Annotated in this window: 12 protein-coding genes; 9 read left to right on the forward strand and 3 right to left on the reverse strand. The window is 46.1% G+C overall.

The window, feature by feature from the left end:
* Window positions 1–206 precede the first annotated feature (206 nt).
* The 8 genes from SMSP2_RS05900 (at window position 207) to smc (ending at window position 12,551) form a co-directional block, all read left to right on the forward strand.
* Window positions 207–1,697, forward strand: coding sequence for a xylulokinase (locus tag SMSP2_RS05900; protein WP_146683068.1), 1,491 nt, complete (start codon window positions 207–209; stop codon window positions 1,695–1,697).
* A gap of 169 nt (window positions 1,698–1,866) precedes the next feature.
* A complete protein-coding gene (cimA, locus tag SMSP2_RS05905) occupies window positions 1,867–3,438 on the forward strand; it encodes a citramalate synthase (protein WP_146683069.1) in 1,572 nt (523 codons plus the stop codon).
* Window positions 3,438–4,361, forward strand: a complete 924-nt coding sequence (locus SMSP2_RS05910) for a MauE/DoxX family redox-associated membrane protein (RefSeq protein ID WP_146683070.1) — start codon at window positions 3,438–3,440, stop codon at window positions 4,359–4,361. Before cimA ends, SMSP2_RS05910 begins: the two co-directional genes overlap by 1 nt.
* A gap of 34 nt (window positions 4,362–4,395) precedes the next feature.
* Window positions 4,396–6,153: a single-stranded-DNA-specific exonuclease RecJ gene (gene recJ, locus SMSP2_RS05915; protein ID WP_146683071.1), complete on the forward strand. Its 1,758-nt coding sequence runs from the start codon at window positions 4,396–4,398 to the stop codon at window positions 6,151–6,153.
* A 92-nt stretch (window positions 6,154–6,245) separates the two neighbouring features.
* A complete protein-coding gene (locus SMSP2_RS05920; RefSeq protein ID WP_146683072.1) occupies window positions 6,246–6,653 on the forward strand; it encodes an acyl-CoA thioesterase in 408 nt (135 codons plus the stop codon).
* Window positions 6,646–7,170, forward strand: a complete 525-nt coding sequence (locus SMSP2_RS05925; RefSeq protein WP_146683073.1) for an O-acetyl-ADP-ribose deacetylase — start codon at window positions 6,646–6,648, stop codon at window positions 7,168–7,170. Before SMSP2_RS05920 ends, SMSP2_RS05925 begins: the two co-directional genes overlap by 8 nt.
* A gap of 136 nt (window positions 7,171–7,306) precedes the next feature.
* A complete protein-coding gene (locus SMSP2_RS05930) occupies window positions 7,307–8,968 on the forward strand; it encodes a flagellar basal body P-ring protein FlgI (RefSeq protein WP_146683074.1) in 1,662 nt (553 codons plus the stop codon).
* Between the two features lie 19 nt (window positions 8,969–8,987).
* The gene (gene smc, locus SMSP2_RS05935) at window positions 8,988–12,551 is read left to right on the forward strand and encodes a chromosome segregation protein SMC (RefSeq protein ID WP_146683075.1); all 3,564 of its coding nucleotides are present in this window, start codon (window positions 8,988–8,990) and stop codon (window positions 12,549–12,551) included.
* A 46-nt stretch (window positions 12,552–12,597) separates the two neighbouring features.
* Here smc and sppA read toward each other — a convergent pair whose 3' ends face one another.
* Genes sppA through SMSP2_RS05950 form a run of 3 tightly spaced genes read right to left on the reverse strand, consistent with a single transcriptional unit; the run spans window position 12,598 to window position 17,541 of the window.
* Complete coding sequence (gene sppA, locus SMSP2_RS05940; RefSeq protein WP_146683076.1) at window positions 12,598–13,605, reverse strand: signal peptide peptidase SppA; 1,008 nt, start codon at window positions 13,603–13,605, stop codon at window positions 12,598–12,600.
* A 49-nt stretch (window positions 13,606–13,654) separates the two neighbouring features.
* On the reverse strand, window positions 13,655–15,619 hold the full coding sequence (locus SMSP2_RS05945; RefSeq protein WP_146683077.1) for a type II secretion system protein GspD: 1,965 nt from the start codon (window positions 15,617–15,619) through the stop codon (window positions 13,655–13,657).
* Window positions 15,616–17,541, reverse strand: a complete 1,926-nt coding sequence (locus tag SMSP2_RS05950) for a hypothetical protein (RefSeq protein ID WP_146683078.1) — start codon at window positions 17,539–17,541, stop codon at window positions 15,616–15,618. The genes SMSP2_RS05945 and SMSP2_RS05950 overlap by 4 nt, the downstream gene beginning before the upstream one ends.
* A gap of 196 nt (window positions 17,542–17,737) precedes the next feature.
* Here SMSP2_RS05950 and rimO point away from each other — a divergent pair, with 196 nt between their 5' ends.
* On the forward strand, window positions 17,738–19,096 hold the full coding sequence (rimO, locus tag SMSP2_RS05955) for a 30S ribosomal protein S12 methylthiotransferase RimO (RefSeq protein WP_146683079.1): 1,359 nt from the start codon (window positions 17,738–17,740) through the stop codon (window positions 19,094–19,096).
* Window positions 19,097–19,105 lie beyond the last annotated feature (9 nt).

Raw genomic sequence — 19,105 nt, forward strand, 5'->3', positions numbered from 1 at the left:
AACTTCTATGTTTCGCAAATCACTATACTACAAAGACTTTGATACATCAAGTTAAATTCATGAATATTTTATCTTTTTCATTGAATTTTTAAAATCGATTTAATATATTGTATTGCATTGAGCTTAACTATAATAAGACATAAACCTTTGTAAAGAAATTTTTTATGTTTTATAAAATCTATTAGTTATCCAGAGAGAAAAATAACATGTATATTCTTGGTTTTGACCTTGGAACTTCTTCCGTAAAAGCCGTATTACTTCATGCCGCCGACGGCAAACCGGCAGCCGCCGCGACATGGCCGACAAAAGAGATGCCAATTAAATCAGAAAAAAACGGCTGGGCGGAACAGGATCCTCTCGAATGGTGGAAAAACGTTAAAACCGTTTGCCAAAAGGTTTTATATCAGGCTTGCGTTGACAAAAAAGATATTAAGGCAATCGGAATAACCTATCAGATGCACGGCCTGGTCTGTGTAGATAAAGACCTGAACCCACTGCGCAACTCCATAATATGGTGTGACAGCCGTGCTGTCCAAATCGGCAACACAGCTTTTGAAAACATAGGAAGCGAAAAATGTTTAAAAAGGCTTTTAAATTCTCCGGGCAATTTTACAGCATCAAAATTGAAATGGGTCAAAGATAATGAACCGGATATCTATAGTAAAATCCACAAAGTAATGCTTCCGGGGGATTTTATAGCAGCAAAAATGACCGGCAGGCCGCTGACAACTATCTCGGGACTTTCTGAAGGAATTTTATGGGATTTCTCTCAAAAGCGGCCGGCAGATTTTGTTATGGAGCATTTCGGGTTTAGCCCCGAGATTTTCTGTGAAGCCGTAGAGACCTTCTCGCTTCAAGGAGAACTAACATCGCAGGCAGCCGGCGAATTGGAGTTAAGCGAAGGAATTCCGGTAACTTACAGAGCCGGAGACCAGCCCAACAACGCATTGTCGCTCAACGTCCTCAACCCTGGTGAAATCGCGGCTACTGCCGGAACATCAGGAGTTGTATATGGAGTAGGCAGCGAACCTGAATGTGATTTAAAATCACGTGTAAATACATTTGCTCACGTTAATTATACAAAGAAATGCCCGCGTTATGGAGTTCTTCTCTGCGTTAGCGGCACAGGGATACTCAACAGCTGGATAAGGAACAATCTTTGCCCGGGCATGGATTACCATGAAATGAACAAAGCCGCCCGCCGGATACCGACCGGAAGCGGCGGACTTATTGCCCTGCCTTACGGCAACGGGGCAGAAAGAACCCTCAAAAACGTCAGTCCGGGCGCTATGTTCGCAAATATAGACTTAAACCGTCATTCGCTCGGCCATATACTGAGAGCCTCGCAGGAGGGAATCGTTTTCGCAATGACATACGGGATTAAGATTATGCAGGAAACCGGCCTGAAAGTTAATACTGTCCGTGCCGGTTACGCCAATATGTTTATGAGCGATGTTTTTACCCAGACTTTTGCCGCGGTTAATGATTCGACAGTCGAGCTCTATGAGACTGACGGCGCACAGGGCGCCTGCCGCGGAGCCGGAATAGGGGCAGGAATTTATACGTTTGAAACTGCTTTCACCGGCCTGGCCGCAAGGCAAACCGTAGAACCGGATAAGAAGATTATTGCCCCCTGCAGGCGGGCATACAGTGAGTGGTTAGAAATCTTGCAGAAAATAGTTAGTGAACGGCGGTAAAAAAATAAGAAGAAAGCAAATTTTCCCCCGTATTATAATTGTTAAGATAACCCCCTGCCAAATAACAAATTGAATGCGAAAACTGATTTTTTCCGGAACATACACTCTTTACTAACTATATATATGAATTATAATCGCTTTTTAAAATAAATTTAACACAGGTTTAATAATGAATAGAATTGAGATATACGATACGACTCTTCGAGACGGTATGCAGGCAGAAGGCATAAGCTTCTCGCTGCAGGACAAATTGCTTATAGCCAAATGTTTAGATGATTTTGGTGTAGATTATATTGAAGGCGGTTATGCCGCGAGCAACGAGAAAGAAATGGCATTCTTTCACGAGGCGGCCAACCTTGGGCTGAAAAACTCATTGATTGCAGGTTTCGGCAATACCCGCCGGGCTTCAGCGTCCCTCGAAGAAGACCTTTCGCTCAAGGCCATACTCAACAGCAAAGCACCAGTTGCCACAATTGTCGGCAAATCATGGGATATGCATGTCACAGAAGTCCTTCGCTGCTCTCTTGAGGACAATCTTGCTCTATGTTCTGATTCTACAGCGTATTTAAAGAGCAAGGGGCTGAGAGTTGTCTTCGACGCGGAACATTTTTTTGACGGCTATAAACACAACCCGCAATACAGCTTAAAGGTACTTGAAGCTGCCGCCGCGGCAGGCGCAGATGTTATCTGTCTTTGCGAAACTAACGGCGGCTGCCTTCCCAGGGATGTTTATGAAATCACAAAGACGGTTGCAGATGCCATATCAGGGCCCATAATAGGAATCCATTGCCACAATGACACTGACTGTGCAGTGGCAAACAGCCTCGCGGCGATAGAAGCCGGAGCCCGTCACGTCCAGGGAACCATCAATGGCATGGGAGAACGTACCGGAAACGCCAATCTCTGCTCAATAATTCCAAACTTGAAGTATAAAATGGGTTATGAAGTTCTGAAAGAAGGCGCCCTGCAAAAACTGACTGAGGTTTCCAGGTATGTTCAGGAAATCGCAAATATGCAGCCGGTCGCGAATATGCCTTACGTTGGGGACAGCGCATTTGCGCACAAAGCCGGACTGCATGTAAACGCCCTGATGAAAAACAAGGCAACCTATGAGCACATAAGCCCTGAAATGGTCGGCAATGCGAGAAAGCTGCTCATCTCCGAGCTGAGCGGCATGTCGAATATTCTGGCAAAACTTGAAAAATACAACCTCTCCAATGACCGCGACCTGGCACGCAAGATGCTTGACAAGGTACAGGAGATGGAGAGCAACGGCTATCAGTTCGAAGCTGCCGAAGCGAGTTTTGACCTTTTGATAAAGAAAACTCTGGGAACGTACAAGGAAACATTCCACCTTGTAAAATACCATGTCAACGTTGAAAGGAGCGGCTCAGGCGAGAAGACAACCGAAGCCACTATAAAACTGACTGTTGACGGCGAGACCGAACATGTAGTAAGTGAAGGCGACGGCCCGGTAAACGCACTCGACGAGGCAATGCGTAAATCTCTTGAGCGTTTTTACCCATCGCTGGCGGATATGCGCCTTGTTGATTACAAAGTACGTGTTGTAAATGCAAAAGCTGCTACTGCCGCGAAAGTACGAGTTACTATTGAATCCCGAGACAAAAATGACATATGGGGCACAGTCGGTGTGTCCGAAAACATAATTGATGCCAGCTGGAAAGCCCTCAAAGACAGCTTTGAATATAAGATCATCAAAGACGCCCAGGAGTCGAGATAGTGAACAGCGGCAAATTCGCATCGAAATTAACGCTGTGGATAACAAGTGCGGTTCTTCTTACGGCTGCCGGATTTAAAATGCATCAGGTGCTGACGAGACCCTCGCTTGGAGATTCACTCTACCAGATGCGGGAATTTACCGCTGTGCAGGCGATACTTATTACAGGTCTGGCAATATGGCTTTTAAGCGGGCTCTTTGAAAAAGCAGGCTGGCTTGCTGCTGTTATTACGTTCTTGATCTTTTGCGGATACACAATAAACCAATGGATATCAGGCTCAGACACCTGCGGATGTTTCGGTGTCGCAACGGTTGATCCGCGAATTTCGCTTTTTCTGATTGATGTGCCGATTTTGGCGGGATTACTGATATTTCGCCCTAAAAGCGGCAAATTTTTAGGCCCGCCGTGGCCAAAGCCGGCATACTTTATCAGTATATGTGTTTTGACTTTTCTGGTTCTCGGCTCGATGGCAGTGTCTGCGGTCATGATTGTGCCGCCAAAAGAGACACAGGATTACGCTGTTATAGACCACGACGGCTGGGTGGGAGAGAGACTGCCCATGCTTGGTCAGATAGATATAGCTCCGCAGTTAGAGCAGGGAGTTTCTATTCTGTTTCTTTATCACCATGACTGCCCTACATGCCGCCAGACTGCACCCGTTTACAGCGAAATTTACGAAATGCTTGGAGCAGATGAGCAGGAAATCAAAATAGCATTCATCGAAATGCCCCCATACGGAGACGGAACCGAGACTCCAATTCCATTAGACACAAAGTGCCTCCTGGGAATATTGGATGAATCGAAAAAGTGGTACGCCGCAAGTCCGGTGCTTATTGTAATCGAGGACGGAATAATAAAGAAATCCTGGGAAGCTCAAATCCCGACTGATTTAAACGATTTGCTCGAAGCTGTTTATAGCGAATAGAACGATATTAACTTTTTGACACGAAAACTTATAATTGCCCACTCACAAAAAACAAATAAAAAAACAGCTCTCAAAAATCTGGAAAATTCACCCTGTCAGAACTGAACAGGCGAAACAGCTTTCCAGAGAAACCGGCATAAGCCGAATTGTCGCACAGGTTCTGCTCAACCGCAACATAACCACCAGCGAAGAAGCCAAAAAGTTTATGAACCCTAAGCTGACAGATTTGCTGGAGCCTAACCTGCTGCCGGGAATTTCTGAGGCGGTTGAAAGAATTCAGCGAGCAATAAAGGCCGGCGAGAAAATCACCATATACGGCGATTATGACGCGGACGGGATAACCTCGACCGCTATACTGTGGCGCCTTTTGACCATGCTCAACACTAAGGTCAATTTTTATATTCCCCACCGTATTGAAGAGGGATACGGCCTGAATACGGCTTCTATCGAAAAACTCGCTGAACAGGGCACTAACCTTATTATAACCGTTGACTGCGGAATAACAGCCTGCGGGGAGATCAGCAGGGCTTCAGAGCTCGGGATGGACGTCATCGTAACAGACCACCATAAGATCGAAAATGAAATTCCGCAGGCTTCGGCGATTGTGCACCCCCAGCTTGACATGAATTACCCTTCACCGGCCTCAGCCGGCGCTATGGTTGCTTTCAAACTGGCCTGGGCTGTATGCAACGAGTATAAAGATAACAATGATTTATATCCAAAACTTAAATCCTTTCTGATAAACGCGACAAAATTCGCAGCTGTCGGAACAATTGCAGATGTCATGGATCTCGTCGGAGAAAACCGCTCACTTGCCCATTTTGGGCTAAAAGCGATGAGCTCATCAGATATGCCGGGAGTAAAAGCTCTTATAAATACTGCCCGACTTGACGGTAAACTCCTAAGCAGCAGAGACATCGCATTTCAGATTGCACCCATGCTCAATGCCTCGGGCAGACTGGGCCACGCCCGCCTTGCGGTTGAACTTCTGACAAGCAGCAGCGAACTTAATTCCTTAAAAATTGCCCAATATCTCAAACAGCAAAATAACGAACGCCGTAAAATTGAACGCGAGATTTTTAAACAGGCATCTCAGCTGATAACCACCGGCGGATACGACCACCCGGACCGTAAAACAATCGTAGTTGCCGGCGAAAACTGGCACCAGGGAGTAGTCGGTATCGTTGCAAGCCGCGTGGCCGAAACATATTTTCGTCCGGCTATAGTCTTTAATAATGACGGCCAGACATGTGTCGGTTCTGCCCGCTCGGTAAGAAACTTCGATATTTACCAGGGTATAAGCAGCTGCGCCAAACATCTTATCAGCTTTGGCGGACATGCCGGGGCTGCCGGACTTAGGGTTGAATCAAAAAAACTGCCTGACTTCATCGAGGCCTTTGAACAACACGCCCGCGAGAACATACTCGAAGATGAGGCGGTTTCAATGATCGATATTGAGGGCACCTTTGAGATAGGTGATTTCAACGAACGTACCATACAGCAGATACAACAGCTCAGCCCGTTTGGCCAGGGCAATCCGGTGCCTGTTTTCGCGGCGATGGGTGTGCGTCTGTATAATACGCCGCGGATTGTCGGAGAAAAAGGCACGCATCTTCAGCTGAGCATACGTGACCGCAGCGGATTTGTACGGTGCATTGCTTTCGGTATGGGTAACCTGGAAAAAAAACTCATAGAAGCTGATTATTTCAACGTTGCTTTTACCGCCGAGCTTAACAGCTTCAACGGGAATTCTAACTTGCAATTCAACATATGTGATATACAATTCGAGTAACGCTGAACCAATGCTCAGCATATAACCGATATTATCTATGAAATCGTACATAAAAATATAAACCTGAAACTGAATCTCAAGGAGAAGAGGAAATGTTTAAAGAAACTATTGTGCCCCGTTTAAGCGAGACGGACGGTTTGAAACATATTAACAATACATCGCTTTCAATCTGGTTCGAACACTGCAGGGTGCCAATATTTAAGTTCTTTGTACCAGGTGCGATAGACGATTTTGAATCATGGAACATCATCCTTGCCAGATCGGAATACGACTTCCTCTCTCAAATATACTTTGGCAAAGACGTAGAGGTCAAAACGTGGGTCAATAAAATCGGCAATTCATCCTTTACTGTCGAGCAGGAAGCCTGGCAAGACGGACATCGCTGTGCCCACGGGCTTGCTGTCGGCGTTCATTATGACTTTAAGACACAGAGGTCAATGCCGATTCCTGAATCTGTGCGGGAAAAACTGCAAAAACACCTGCGAGAGCCGCATGAGTGATCCGTTAATCAAGATATTACAGGCAGATATAACTCTGCAGAACACCGAGGCAATAGTAAATGCCGCCAACTGCTCTCTTCTGGGCGGCGGCGGGGTTGACGGCGCAATACACAGAGCAGCAGGCCCGGAGCTTCTTGAAGAATGCCGCGGAATTGGAGGCTGCCCTACCGGAGAGGCAAGAATAACCAAAGGTTACCGTCTGCCGGCAAAATACATCATCCAGACCGCTGGACCGGTTTGGCGTGGAGGCGAACGGGACGAGTGCAGGCTTCTGGCACAATGCTACCAGAACTGCCTGCGGCTTGCCGAGAAATACAACATAGAAAACATATCTTTTCCTTCAATAAGCACCGGAGCTTACGGATTCCCCATTCAAAAGGCATCTAAAATTGCGTTAGAAGAAATCACAAATTTTATAAAATCACAAACTACTGTAAAACAAGTATTTATCGTTACATTCTCAAGCTCTGACACGGGTGTTTACATCGCCGCGCAGGAAGATTTCGATCAACATTAAAGCTGTAACTTGCTAAACCACAATATATTGTGTTTTAATACACAAATATTCTATACATATTGTTATTCACTTGACTTTTAAACAAGTCTTTTATATCATTTAACCAATAATAACTTATATATTAACGAGGACAATTATGCGTAAATTAAAACATATATATATCCTTGTCTTACCGGCACTTATACTAAGCCTGCTCTGTGGTTGTCAAAACGGGAAAACCCAAAAGCGAAATCAGCAGGACATGAATCTTGAAGTTTCGCTCAACGACACCATCGGCAACTACGCTGAAATGCTGGTAAGCAGCGAGATACCAATTGAAGGCTTTGGTATCGTTGTCGGACTTGAAGGCAGCGGCTCTGCTGAATGCCCGCCGGCAATCAGGGACAGAGTCCTTAAATTCATACAGCAGAAGTTAAAAAACAGAAACCGCCGTGCAGCGATAGAATTTTTGGAAGATAAAGACAATTCTGTTGTAAGGGTTTACGGAGTATTGCCCTCGGGACACATGCCCGGCCAAAGGTTCGATGTTTTTGTCGAACCTTTTGCAAGCACCCAGACAATCTCGCTTGAAAACGGCAGACTCCTTGAATGCAGTCTTTACGAACGAAGCCGCGTTGGTATTGGCGGCGCAAGGACAATAGCTTTGGCGCACGGCCAGGTTTATATAGATATGATCGGCGGTGAAGACCCTAATCTCCTTGAGGGCGTTGTTATTGGCGGCGGGATTCCGTTGGAATTTCCACAGATAGCACTGGGGCTTTTCGAGCCAAACTTCCGTCTGGCCAGCATCCTGAGAAACCGGATAAATGAGCGTTTTAATGAGGACACTGCTACCGCCATAGGCCCGGGGGTGATCGAAATAAAGATGCCCAAGAGATACCTGGGCAAGTACGGCAAATTCGCTTCGCTTGTAAAAACGCTTTACATACCCGAAAACCGCGAATCGTTAAACGATTATCTTGAGGCACTTGCCGCAAATCTCAGCAATCCCGACGTTTCGATCGACACCGAAACAGCATTGGAAGCCGTCGGCCGCCCTGCCATACCATACCTGCTGCCCTTTCTTGACTCAGAGAACCAGGAAAAACGTTTCAGAGCAGCAAGACTTCTGCTTGCACTCGAAAGAAATGAAGGTATAGACGTGCTTCATAAGTTTGCCACTGATCCTGAATTCAAATACCGCGTTGAAGCTGTTGAGGCTTTGGCACTTGCAGACAAAGATTTTGTCAGGACAACCGTTCCGCGGTTCCTCAATGATGATGATTTTGAGATAAGAATGGCAGCTTTCAGGATACTTGAAAAAATCAACGACATAAACGTATCAATGACCACTATCGGCGGCTCGTTTAAACTCTCAAACGCTTACAGCAAGGGCAAGCCGGCTGTCTATATTTCCCGCTCACAAAGACCAGAGGTTATCATATTCGGTGATGTGAGAACCGGCAGCGATGTCTTTGTAAGGTCGGACGACAACACGATTTTTATCAATTCCTCGCCCCAGGACGACAGTGTCTCTCTGAGCAGGAAACACCCAAGCAAGCCGAATCTTATAGGCCCGCTGAAAACTTCTGCAAAACTCGAGGATATAATTATCGGCCTGTGTTCCAAGCTGCCGGCAGACGATGTTTACAGGATTGGTTTGCAGGTTAATTACTCCCAGATGACAAGCCTGGTTAAAAAGATGTTTGACATGGGTATCATTGAAGGAGAGCTGGTAATAGGCCCTGTCGCCCGGAGGCCGTCTATCCCTTCAGAAAATCGGCCGCAGGAAACGGAACAAGAAACGCTTGCAGAATAAAAAAGAGAAATAAAGATCAATGCGACTTGAAAAAATTATACTAAACGGTTTCAAAAGTTTTGCTGACAAGACAGAATTTAAATTCGACTCAAGCATCACAGCGATTGTAGGCCCCAACGGCTGCGGCAAAAGCAATGTCGTGGATGCGGTTAAATGGGTTCTTGGAGAACAGAAAAAAAAGAGCCTGCGAAGCAGCCAGATGACAGATGTCATATTTAACGGCAGCGCAAATCGCAAGCCATCGAGCATGGCTGAGGTCTCTATTGTTTTTTCCGGCGTTGACAGCAAAGCCGGCAATGACGGTTTCCTGCAAATCTCCAGGAGAATTTACAAAAATGGGGACAGCGTCTATCTAATCAATGATAAGTCTTGCAGGCTGAAAGACATAAAAGAGCTGTTTCTAAACACTGGCATCGGCGTAAGCGCATATTCAATCATAGAGCAGGGGCAGATATCGCAGCTGCTGACCGCCAGCAAACTTGAACGCCGGTTGATTTTCGAAGAAGCGGCCGGCATCAGCAAATTTAAAGCTCAAAAGGTTGAAGCAACCCGTAAGCTCGAGAAAACCGAACAGAATCTGCTCAGGGTCGCCGACATTGTTGAAGAAGTGTCGCGGCGGCTCAGAAGTGTGAAAATGCAGGCCGGCAAGGCAAGAAATTATGTCGAATACCGTGACAGGCTTAATGAGCTCAAAATGAGTTACTACCTCGCAGAATACGACAAGTTTTTCAGAAAAGCAGAAAAGACAAAGGAAAAATATCAGCTTGTAAATGACAAATATCATGAGCTCTCAGCGATCATAAGCAGGGATGATGCGCTAAGTGCCAATATCAAAAACGATATATCGCAGACGGAAACAGAGCTCAACAGAAGCGACAATATGCTCATAGCCATTACAGGGCGGATTGAGCAGAACCTCGAAAAAATAGAGTACCTGCGAAAACGTTCAGAAGAGCTCGAACATAGAAAGAACACAGCTTCTCAGCGAATCAGTCAGCTTGAAGAGCAAATCTTAAAACTTTCTGCAAATCACTCTGCGATACAATTTAAAATCCAGCAGAACAAAGGCTCCTTTGATGAACATCAGCAAATGTTCCGCTCATTGAGTGAGATGCTTAACCAGGCGGAAACAGGATGTATGGAGCTGGAGGCCCAGTTGGAGGATGCAAAGAACGCTTCATTTGAAGTTGTCCGGCGATCAAGCCAGATATCCAACGAAATAAACAGCTCTGGAACATACCGTGAGAATCTTGACGCTCAGAAACTAAACACGAGCAAGCGTATTGAAAATCTAAGCAGACAGATGAAAAGTATGGAAGAGGACCGAGAGAGACTCAAAAAACTTATAGGAGAAAATGAGGGAAAAGAGTCTTATCTTCGTGAGCAGTTTGAGACCTATAATTCTAAGATATCTGAAATAAATGCCGGCGTAGCCTCTAAAAACGAGAAACTTGCCCGTCTCCGTGAAGAAAAGAGCGGCTGCATGAGTGAACTGGCCGTTCTTAGAAAAATGGAGAACGAAAGCGAAGGGCTAAACAGCTCGCTCCAGGAGATACTCTCGGAAAAGGCGGAGGGCAAACACCCGCAAATATGCGGTATAGTCGCTGAGCTGATCAAGGCAGAGCCCGGATATGACCGGCTTGTGGAATGTGTCCTCAGCGGCATGACAGACTCCCTGGTTGTCGAGTCTTTTAACGATTATCTTGAAAACCGCAAGAAGTTTATCGAGATGGAAAACAGTCTCAAGTTTATCTGTCTTGATTCTTTAAAACCAGACGAAACAGCGGAAGCTGTCATCAATTCCGGACTTGCTGTATCAAGGCTGAGTGACCATGTAACTTCAGAGGAGAAATATGCCGGCCTGATTAAGTGCCTGCTTGGAAACACCTTTATAACCGACAGTATTGAGAATGCCCGCAAAATCAGCAATGAACTGCCCTCCGGAATAAATCTTATTACGATGGATTCGGAGATGCTCATAAACGGCTGCACAGTGACTACGGGACCGGACACAGCCGGAAGCGGCCTTATATCGAGAAAGAGCAGGATAAATGAGATTGAGTCGCTGACAGCCGAACTCGATGCAAAAATAGCGGAAATCCTCAAAGACATAGAGAACTCAAGTGATATTAAAGAGCAGATTTCAGCCGAAATGTCAGAGATACAGAATCAGCTCTTTACAGTAAACAACGAAAAGAACGAGCTCAACACGCAGCTTGAGGTAATAAGCAGCGGCATATCAAACCTCAACACCGACCTGCCTTCAATGCAGAAAGAGCTCGAATCCATTTCAGCTCAGATATCAGAGTCTCTTGAAAAAGAGCAGTCTTTAAAACAGGAACTGGCAAAGATCGACAATTCCAAAAATGTCAATGACGAGCAGATCAGCACACTAAGCGAGCGGCTGGAGGAACAGAGAGCGGTAAGAAGTGAAATTTCCAACCGGCTCACTGATGCAAGGGTAAAACTGGCGCAGGCTTCGGTTACAAGTGACAATCTCAAACAGCAGGCCGTAAACTACGAGTCGCAAATACGAAGAAGCGAAAACAGTCTCGAATCGACCCGCCGCGAAATGAGCGGAAATGATGAGCTCGTAGATGAAACCACCAGGTCAATCCTCTACGCAGAATCTTCTGTTACAGATCTCTATTATGAGAAGGAGAAACTTCAAAGTGCGGCAATGGCTGTTAAAGAAAAACTGGCCGGCATGCATTCTGAGCTGGCAGAGGTACAGGAAAGGCTTCGTGAGCGTAACTCGCTTCACAGTGATATGGCCCAGCAGATACATGAGCTGGATTTGAGCATCAATGAACTCCGCATAAAGACCGAAGATCTGATCACAAGAACCGGTGAAGAACTGCAAATCAATCTTCTGGAATCATATCAGGATTACCAGAGCAGGGAAATCGACTGGGCCGCGGTTACTGCTGAAATTAAAGAGCTTAAAGAAAAAATCTCGAGACTGGGCAACGTCAACCTCGACGCGATTGATGAGCTTGAAGATCTTCAGAAGAGGGAAGATTTTCTCACCGAACAGGTTGGAGACCTTACAAAAAGCAGAAATAACCTCCAGCAGATAATTGACAAGATAAACGTGGAAAGCAGGGAGAAATTCCAGGAAACTTTCAACCTCGTGAGAGACAACTTCCGCAGTATATTCAGAAAACTATTCGGCGGCGGAAAGGCCGACATACAGCTTGAAGAGGATGTTGACATTCTCGAGGCGGGAATAGAAATAATTGCCCAGCCCCCGGGCAAGGGCGCCAAAACTATTTCTCTGCTCAGCGGCGGCGAAAAGACGATGACCGCAATAGCTCTTCAGTTTGCGGTATTTAACATCAAGCCAAGCCCGTTCTGTTTTCTTGATGAGGTAGATGCAGCCCTTGACGAGGCAAACAATGAAAGATTCAATCTCATCGTTAAAGAATTCGAGGAGTTCTCACAGTTTATTATCATAACCCACGCCAAAAGAACCATGAGCATCGCTGATGAACTCTTTGGAGTCACTATGCAGCAGCAGGGCGTGAGCAAAAAAATAAGTGTAAAATTCGAGAAGGACTCCGAAGAACTGTCCGCGGCGTGAGATACCCCGCGGCAGTGAATAACGCTGCGGCAGATGGGAGAATCGATTACTGACCTGTCCAGAGATAAAGTATTTGCGGGCTGGTAAGCTCATTTAATGTTTCTCGCGACAATTTACTGCCGAGACTGCTTACGCCTTTAAACTGGGACATAAGCGAGCCGCCAAAACCGAAATCCTCCGCATATTCAACTGTTTCGGGGTTTGCCACACCGGCAAATTCGCCCAGCAGTGTTATTGCGTCGTCAAGATAGCCGATCCGGTCTATAAGCCCCCCTGCCATAGCTTCTTCTGCGTGGTATATACTTCCGTCAGCCAGACTTGTAACCTGCTCTAAAGTCAACCCCGGGCGGCCCTGATTAACCAGCATTACAAACCTGTCATAGGCAGGGCCTACAAGTTTTTCCTGGAGATACGCGGCCTGCTCATCTGTGAACTCGTTAAACATGCTGGGCCAGTCCTTTTTTTCTCCTGATTTAATTGTAATGGCCTCAACGCCTAATTTTTCACTGAAAAGGTTTTGGACATTGAATGACTGCATTACAACCCCGATAGAACCGGTTATGGCTGTCGGCTCGGCTATTATAGAATCACAGGCAACCGAGGCATAGTAACCGCCCGAGGCGGCTATTCCCTGCATGAAGGCAACCATGGGTTTTCCGGTGCGGCTTTTGAACCGCATTATTTCATGATGGACCCTGTCGCTGGCAGCCACTGTACCGCCGGGGCTGGTAACAGAAAGAATTACACCCTTGATTGAAGGGTCATTAACCGCACGCTCAAGATGCCGCGTAAAAGAATTCAGCGTTTGCGTGCTTATAATCCCGTTGAGCCTTACCACGGCAAACCGGCGGCTGGAACTGCCCTCGCGAAGAACCCTCTCAAGCACCATGCCATCCTGCCCGAACAATGCACGGAAAACACCTACAACCACTATTATAATCAGAACAGTTTTGATAATTGAGAGTGCAAATTTTCCTACGCCGCCCAGCAGCCTGTTAAACAGAGACGCTTTGGGCTTTGATTCAAGATTTTCTATCAGGGGACATGTTTCCATTGATTGATTCCTTTATTGGGATTTAGCACAAAACCTTGTATTATATCTGCTAAGAAGAGCTCTGATTCTGGACAGGCTCTGCCTGGGAAGCGTCATCTTTCGCTTCAGGTTCCGGCTTCTCTGCGGGCTCGGTTTCGGGAGCCTTTTCTTGGCTCTCAGATTCCGGCTTCTGCTCTGAAGGTTCCGTTTCGGAGGCATCCTCTTTAGCTTCGGGTTCCGCTTGAGACTCATTCGGCACATCTTGTTCATTTTGCATGGAGCTCTCGTGTTCGGCTTTTACTCTGGAATATTCGTCTCTAAGCTCTTTAAGTCTGCCCTTTAACGTTTCCAGCTCAGCATTAAGAGAATCAGCTGTCTGTTTTTCCTTACTGGAGAGCGTCTTAAGATTTTCAGTCTGCTGCTTCTGCTCTGCTATCTGTGTTTTAACTTCTTCAAGTTTCTGAAGCTGACTAACGAGCTGCTGGTTTTTCTGTTTTTCGGCCTCCATCTGCTTTTGAACCTCTGCCTTGGCGGCCTTGGCGGCTTCCAATTCAGCCTGCTGACTTGCTAACAAGGCTTTCTTTTCTTCAATCTCCTTATTAAGCTGGGCTTGTGTCTTAGTATATTGAGCCCGTTCTTCATCAGTGACCTTCTCCAATGATTGCAGTGAATCACGCAGTTCGATGAGTTTAAGCTCCGCCATAGCTATTTCGCGCTCTGTGGCGTTTACCTGAATTTCAGCCCTGATACGGCTGATTTCTTCTTCCGCGGCCTTTTTCTCAAGCATCTTGTAATAATCAAAAGTGCCCAAAGGATCTGTAAGCAGCTCGTTGAAAGGCCTGTTCATATCGGGATCTGCATGTTTATTGCGGATATAATCTATCATTTCCTGATGATCAACACCCTTTGCGACAATGCTCGGGGTTACGATAAATATGACCTCTTTTACTCTTTCTTCAAAGTCTTTACTTGAAAACAGAACTCCAATCAGAGGGATATCTTTAAAAAATGGAACGCCGCGTATTATCGAGAGCTTTTCCGTCTTTTTAAATCCGCCTATAATCAGGCTGTTGCCGGACTTGAGCCGGCTTTCATCTGCTTTGAACACTCTCTTGGTGCGAATCGGCAATTGGGTCGCTCCCTCGGGTGTGGATTTGGCCCCCAAGGTTATTTCAGCCTTTATGCCGACAGTCCCGTCAGAATATGCCGTCGGTGTAACTTTCAGAATGTCTTCAACGTCCTCATAAGCCGTAACAGTGTACGGATTCTGGTTTCTCTGGTTTACCACTCTTGGAACCGGAACCTTGTCAGTGGATTTTATCAACGCCTCTTTGCCGTTGGCGGTTTTTACCTCCGGATTCATCAAAATCTTCATGTAGCCGCGTGATACAAGCATATCAACAAGAACGCTTACCTCATGTCCCGCCACACCTGCATTAGAGATGTAGCCTATGTCAAGACCAAAGCCCCCTCGCTGAGGTTCACGAAGAGAAGCCCCGGGGAAAAGCCCGTCAAAAGTTACTTCTTCACCAAGGAAATTCTCTATTTCTATCTTCGTTTCCCAGTCCATTGTAACGTCGGCGTAATGCTCGAGAATCATGCAGTTTATCTTCACCTGCAGAGGGCTGACATCCGCGCTTTTAAGGAAATTTATTATCTCATTTGCTTCCTTCTCAGAACCGCATGTTATCAGCAGCTGATTTGTCTCGGCTATAACCGCTATTTTGGCTCCGAGTTTCTGCTCTGCCAATATCTTGGACAGGGTAGCCGGCGGCTGATTTTTCGTAAAATAAAAAATCTTAAATTCCTTGCCGTGCTGAATCACTTCAGGCTCCTGGGTATAGAGTCTGGGGACGGGATTCTTGGTATCCTCATCAGGCTCAATCTTGTTAGCTTCTGCGAGAATCTTCTCCGCCTGAAGTTCTGCGGCCTTGCCTGAAAACAAATCACCTGTATTACAGCCGCTTATAAGGCAGACAAGTATAAAAGCTGCCGCGGCGGCGATAAATTTTTTGCTGCTTTTAAACATATTCATTCTTGCCCGCCCGTTTTATCTGTTTGACTATTCTCTGCGGCCGGCTCTGATGTGGCGGCGGTATCCTCAGAGGCATCTGCCTGCGGCTGTTGCTGTGAGTCCGCTGCGGCAGGACTGCCGGTTTCAGCCTGCGGTTCGGGCTTTTCCGGTTGCGGAGGCGAATCCTGCGTTCCCTGAGAATCAGCCTCTGGTTTGCCCTGAGTCTCAAGCTGTTTAAGGCCCTGGCTGAGCTGATTTATCTGAGCAGTAAGCTCATCGATCTGCTGCTGGAGCAATTCTGCCCGCTGCCGTTCCTTATTAGTCAAATCCTGATACTGCTGATTTGACTGCTTTTGTTTTTCCAGCTCCGCCTTTAAGTTTTCAAGCTGAGAGATTTTCTGTTCAAGCTGCTGCGAACTCGCCCGGGCAGCTTCTAACTGTTTCTCAAGTTCAGCCGTTTGCTGTTTTTCCTGTTCAAGGTTAGATTTGAGCTGGCTCAGCTCCGCCTTTTTCTCGGTTATATGCTTCTCGAGAGCGGCTTTAGTCTCAAGGTGCTTCTTTTCCTGACGCTGTGAAAGATTCTTTTGCCCGGCGATTTCCTTTTCAAGGGCCGAGAGCTTAGACTGTGCCTCAGCAATATCCTTTTCGGTTGCGATCACCTCTATTTCAGTGTTAATACGCTTAATCTCTTCTTCGGCGACCTTCTTTTCAAGTCGTCTGTAATAATCGCCCGAACCAAACGGATCGAAAACAAAGTCCTGAAACTGCCTTTCCATTTGGGGTGCGGCGTGTTTCTGGCGAATATAATCCACCATACTCTCATGCTCAACGCCGCCGCCCGAGACACTGGGAGTCAGGACAAAGACAACTTCCTTTGCTCTGTCCTCAAAATCTTTACTCGAAAAAAGTATTCCGATAAATGGTATATCCTTCAGAAAAGGAACACCTCTTATTACTGATATGCGTTCATTCTTCCTGAAGCCGCCAATTACCAGGCTCTCACCAAATTCAAAACGGTTTTCTCCAATATTGATCTCTCTCTTTGTCAGAATCGGCAGCTGAGCCGCCCCTTCAGGAGTTGATTTAGAAGCTATCTGAATATTTGTATTCAAACCTATTGAGCCGTCCGAATACACATTGGGAGTAACTTCGAGATGGTCAACGACCGGAATGTACTCGGTTATTTCATACGGCGTGGAACTTCCTTTGTACTCTATCTTGGTAATCGGCACATTTTCCCAGGACTCAACCTTGGCAGGTTTGCCCGAAACCGTCTCTACCTTTGGATTCATCAGCACCTTTAGATACCCTCTGGATACGAGCATATCGACCAGAACCTCTATATCGCTTGACCGTGAAACATAACCGATATCAAGGCCGAATTCACTTCTGGCAGGTTCCCTCAGGCCGGCACCAGGAAAAAGACCCTGGAGCGCTAAGTCTTCTCCAAGAAAATCCAGAATCTGTACCTGCGTCTCCCAGTCAAAAGTGATATCAGCATAATGTTCAAAAACCATACAGTCTATCTTGACCTGTATCGGGGGAATATCTACCCTGTCCAGAAACGCCACTATGGTTTCGGCGTTACTTTTATCAGCACAGGATATAATAAGCTGGTTGGTTTCAGGGGTAATGGTAACCACATTCCCGAACTGGCCCTTAATAAGCCCGCCAATCATCTGAGGGTTCTGATTCCTTGTGTAATAAAACATCTTCAGCCCCTGTGATGTTTGCACAAGCTGCGGCGGCTGGGAATATGTTTCAGGGACAGGATTTTCTACATCAGGGTCGGGTATAACGCGGCTGGCCTCGGCGAGATATTTTCTGGCCTGAACTTCTGTGGGTTTTTGCGCAAAATGCCCCTTCAGACCGCAGCCCGTAACAAAGAACATTACAGATGCGGCAAGACAAAGATGCCGGAATTCAATACGATATTCTGTCATTTGCAACGCAATAAAAAACAAGTAATTATATATCCAAACAGTGTATCATCTTCCTTAAACATCTTACTGGCTGTATTGTATGCGAACTTAACCTTTATACAACAATTTTTTGCTTAATAATGAAAAAACTCCGGATATTTTCAGTTTGTTGTAAAATATTTAGACATATAGACTAATTTGTGTTAATAAATGTAATATGAACGAAAACAAAAAGACAGTTGCAATAGTTTCTCTGGGCTGCCCCAAAAACCGGGTGGACAGTGAGGTAATATTGGGCAGACTTGGAGCCTCAGGCTTTACGCTTACAGGCGACTTTGAGAATGCAAATATAATAATAATAAACACTTGCGGTTTTATCCAACCTGCCGAAGAAGAAGCGCTGGGAGAAATTGAGTATTACGCAAACCTCAAAGACAAGGGTAAGATTGAAAAACTCATAGTAACCGGCTGCCTCGCTCAGCGCAGGGCCGGCAAACTGAGTGATAAATACCCCCAAATAGATGCGGTTATTGGACTTGCCGGCAGAGATTCTGTCGCTGAGGCGATTGAGGGTCTGTATGAATCTCCAGAGACAAAAATCGTCTCGGTCTCAGGGGTACTCAACTTTATTGCCAATGACAGCGACCGTATGCTCTCAACCGCTCCCCATTGGGCTTACCTGCGTATAAGTGAAGGCTGTAACAGGACATGCTCTTTTTGCACAATACCCTCCATCAGGGGCCCTTTCAGAAGCAAACCAATGCAGAATATTCTCTCCGAAGCACAGCAGCTCGCCGGCGCCGGAGTCAAAGAAATCCATATCATTGCTCAGGACAGCAGTTTTTACGGCCGCGACCTTGGGATTAAAAACGGACTGATTAAACTTTTAAAAGAACTGGAACAGATACAGGGCATAGAATGGATACGTGTTATGTATCTTTACCCTGCAAATATCAATGAGCAGCTGCTGGAATGCTTTGCCGGTTCTGAAAAAATCCTCAACTATTTCGACATACCTGCCCAGCATATCAACAACCGCATCCTCAAAGCCATGAAACGCACAGACACGCGGGAAAGCACCATCGCTCTGATAGAAAATATCCGCCGCATTATACCCGATGCCGTGATCAGATCCACACTTATCACCGGTTTTCCAGGCGAGACTTATGAAGAATTCTCCGAACTTCTTGAGTTTGTAAGCTGGGCAAAATTTGACGCCTTAGGCTGTTTTCCGTATTACGCCGAAGAAGGAACCGCCGCAGCCGAGTTAGACAATCAGCTCGATGATGAAACCAAGAATATACGGGTTGAGCAGATAATGCTCACTCAGCAGGATATAGTATTTGAGAAAAATCAGCGGATGAGGGGCCGTGAGCTCAGGATTCTTGTGGATATGCTGAATGCAGCGGAGCTGGACGGCCGCAGTCTCGCCGCAGGAAGGTATTATGGGCAGGCCCCGGAGATTGACAGTCTCTGCTATATTAAGGGCTGCAACGCAAAACCCGGCGATTTTATAGACACAAAAGTAATACAATCAAGTGGTTATGATTTGATTGTTAAACAAATTAATCCTTGATATGAATTA

The sequence above is a fragment of the Limihaloglobus sulfuriphilus genome, assembly GCF_001999965.1.
GTDB lineage: Bacteria > Planctomycetota > Phycisphaerae > Sedimentisphaerales > Sedimentisphaeraceae > Limihaloglobus > Limihaloglobus sulfuriphilus.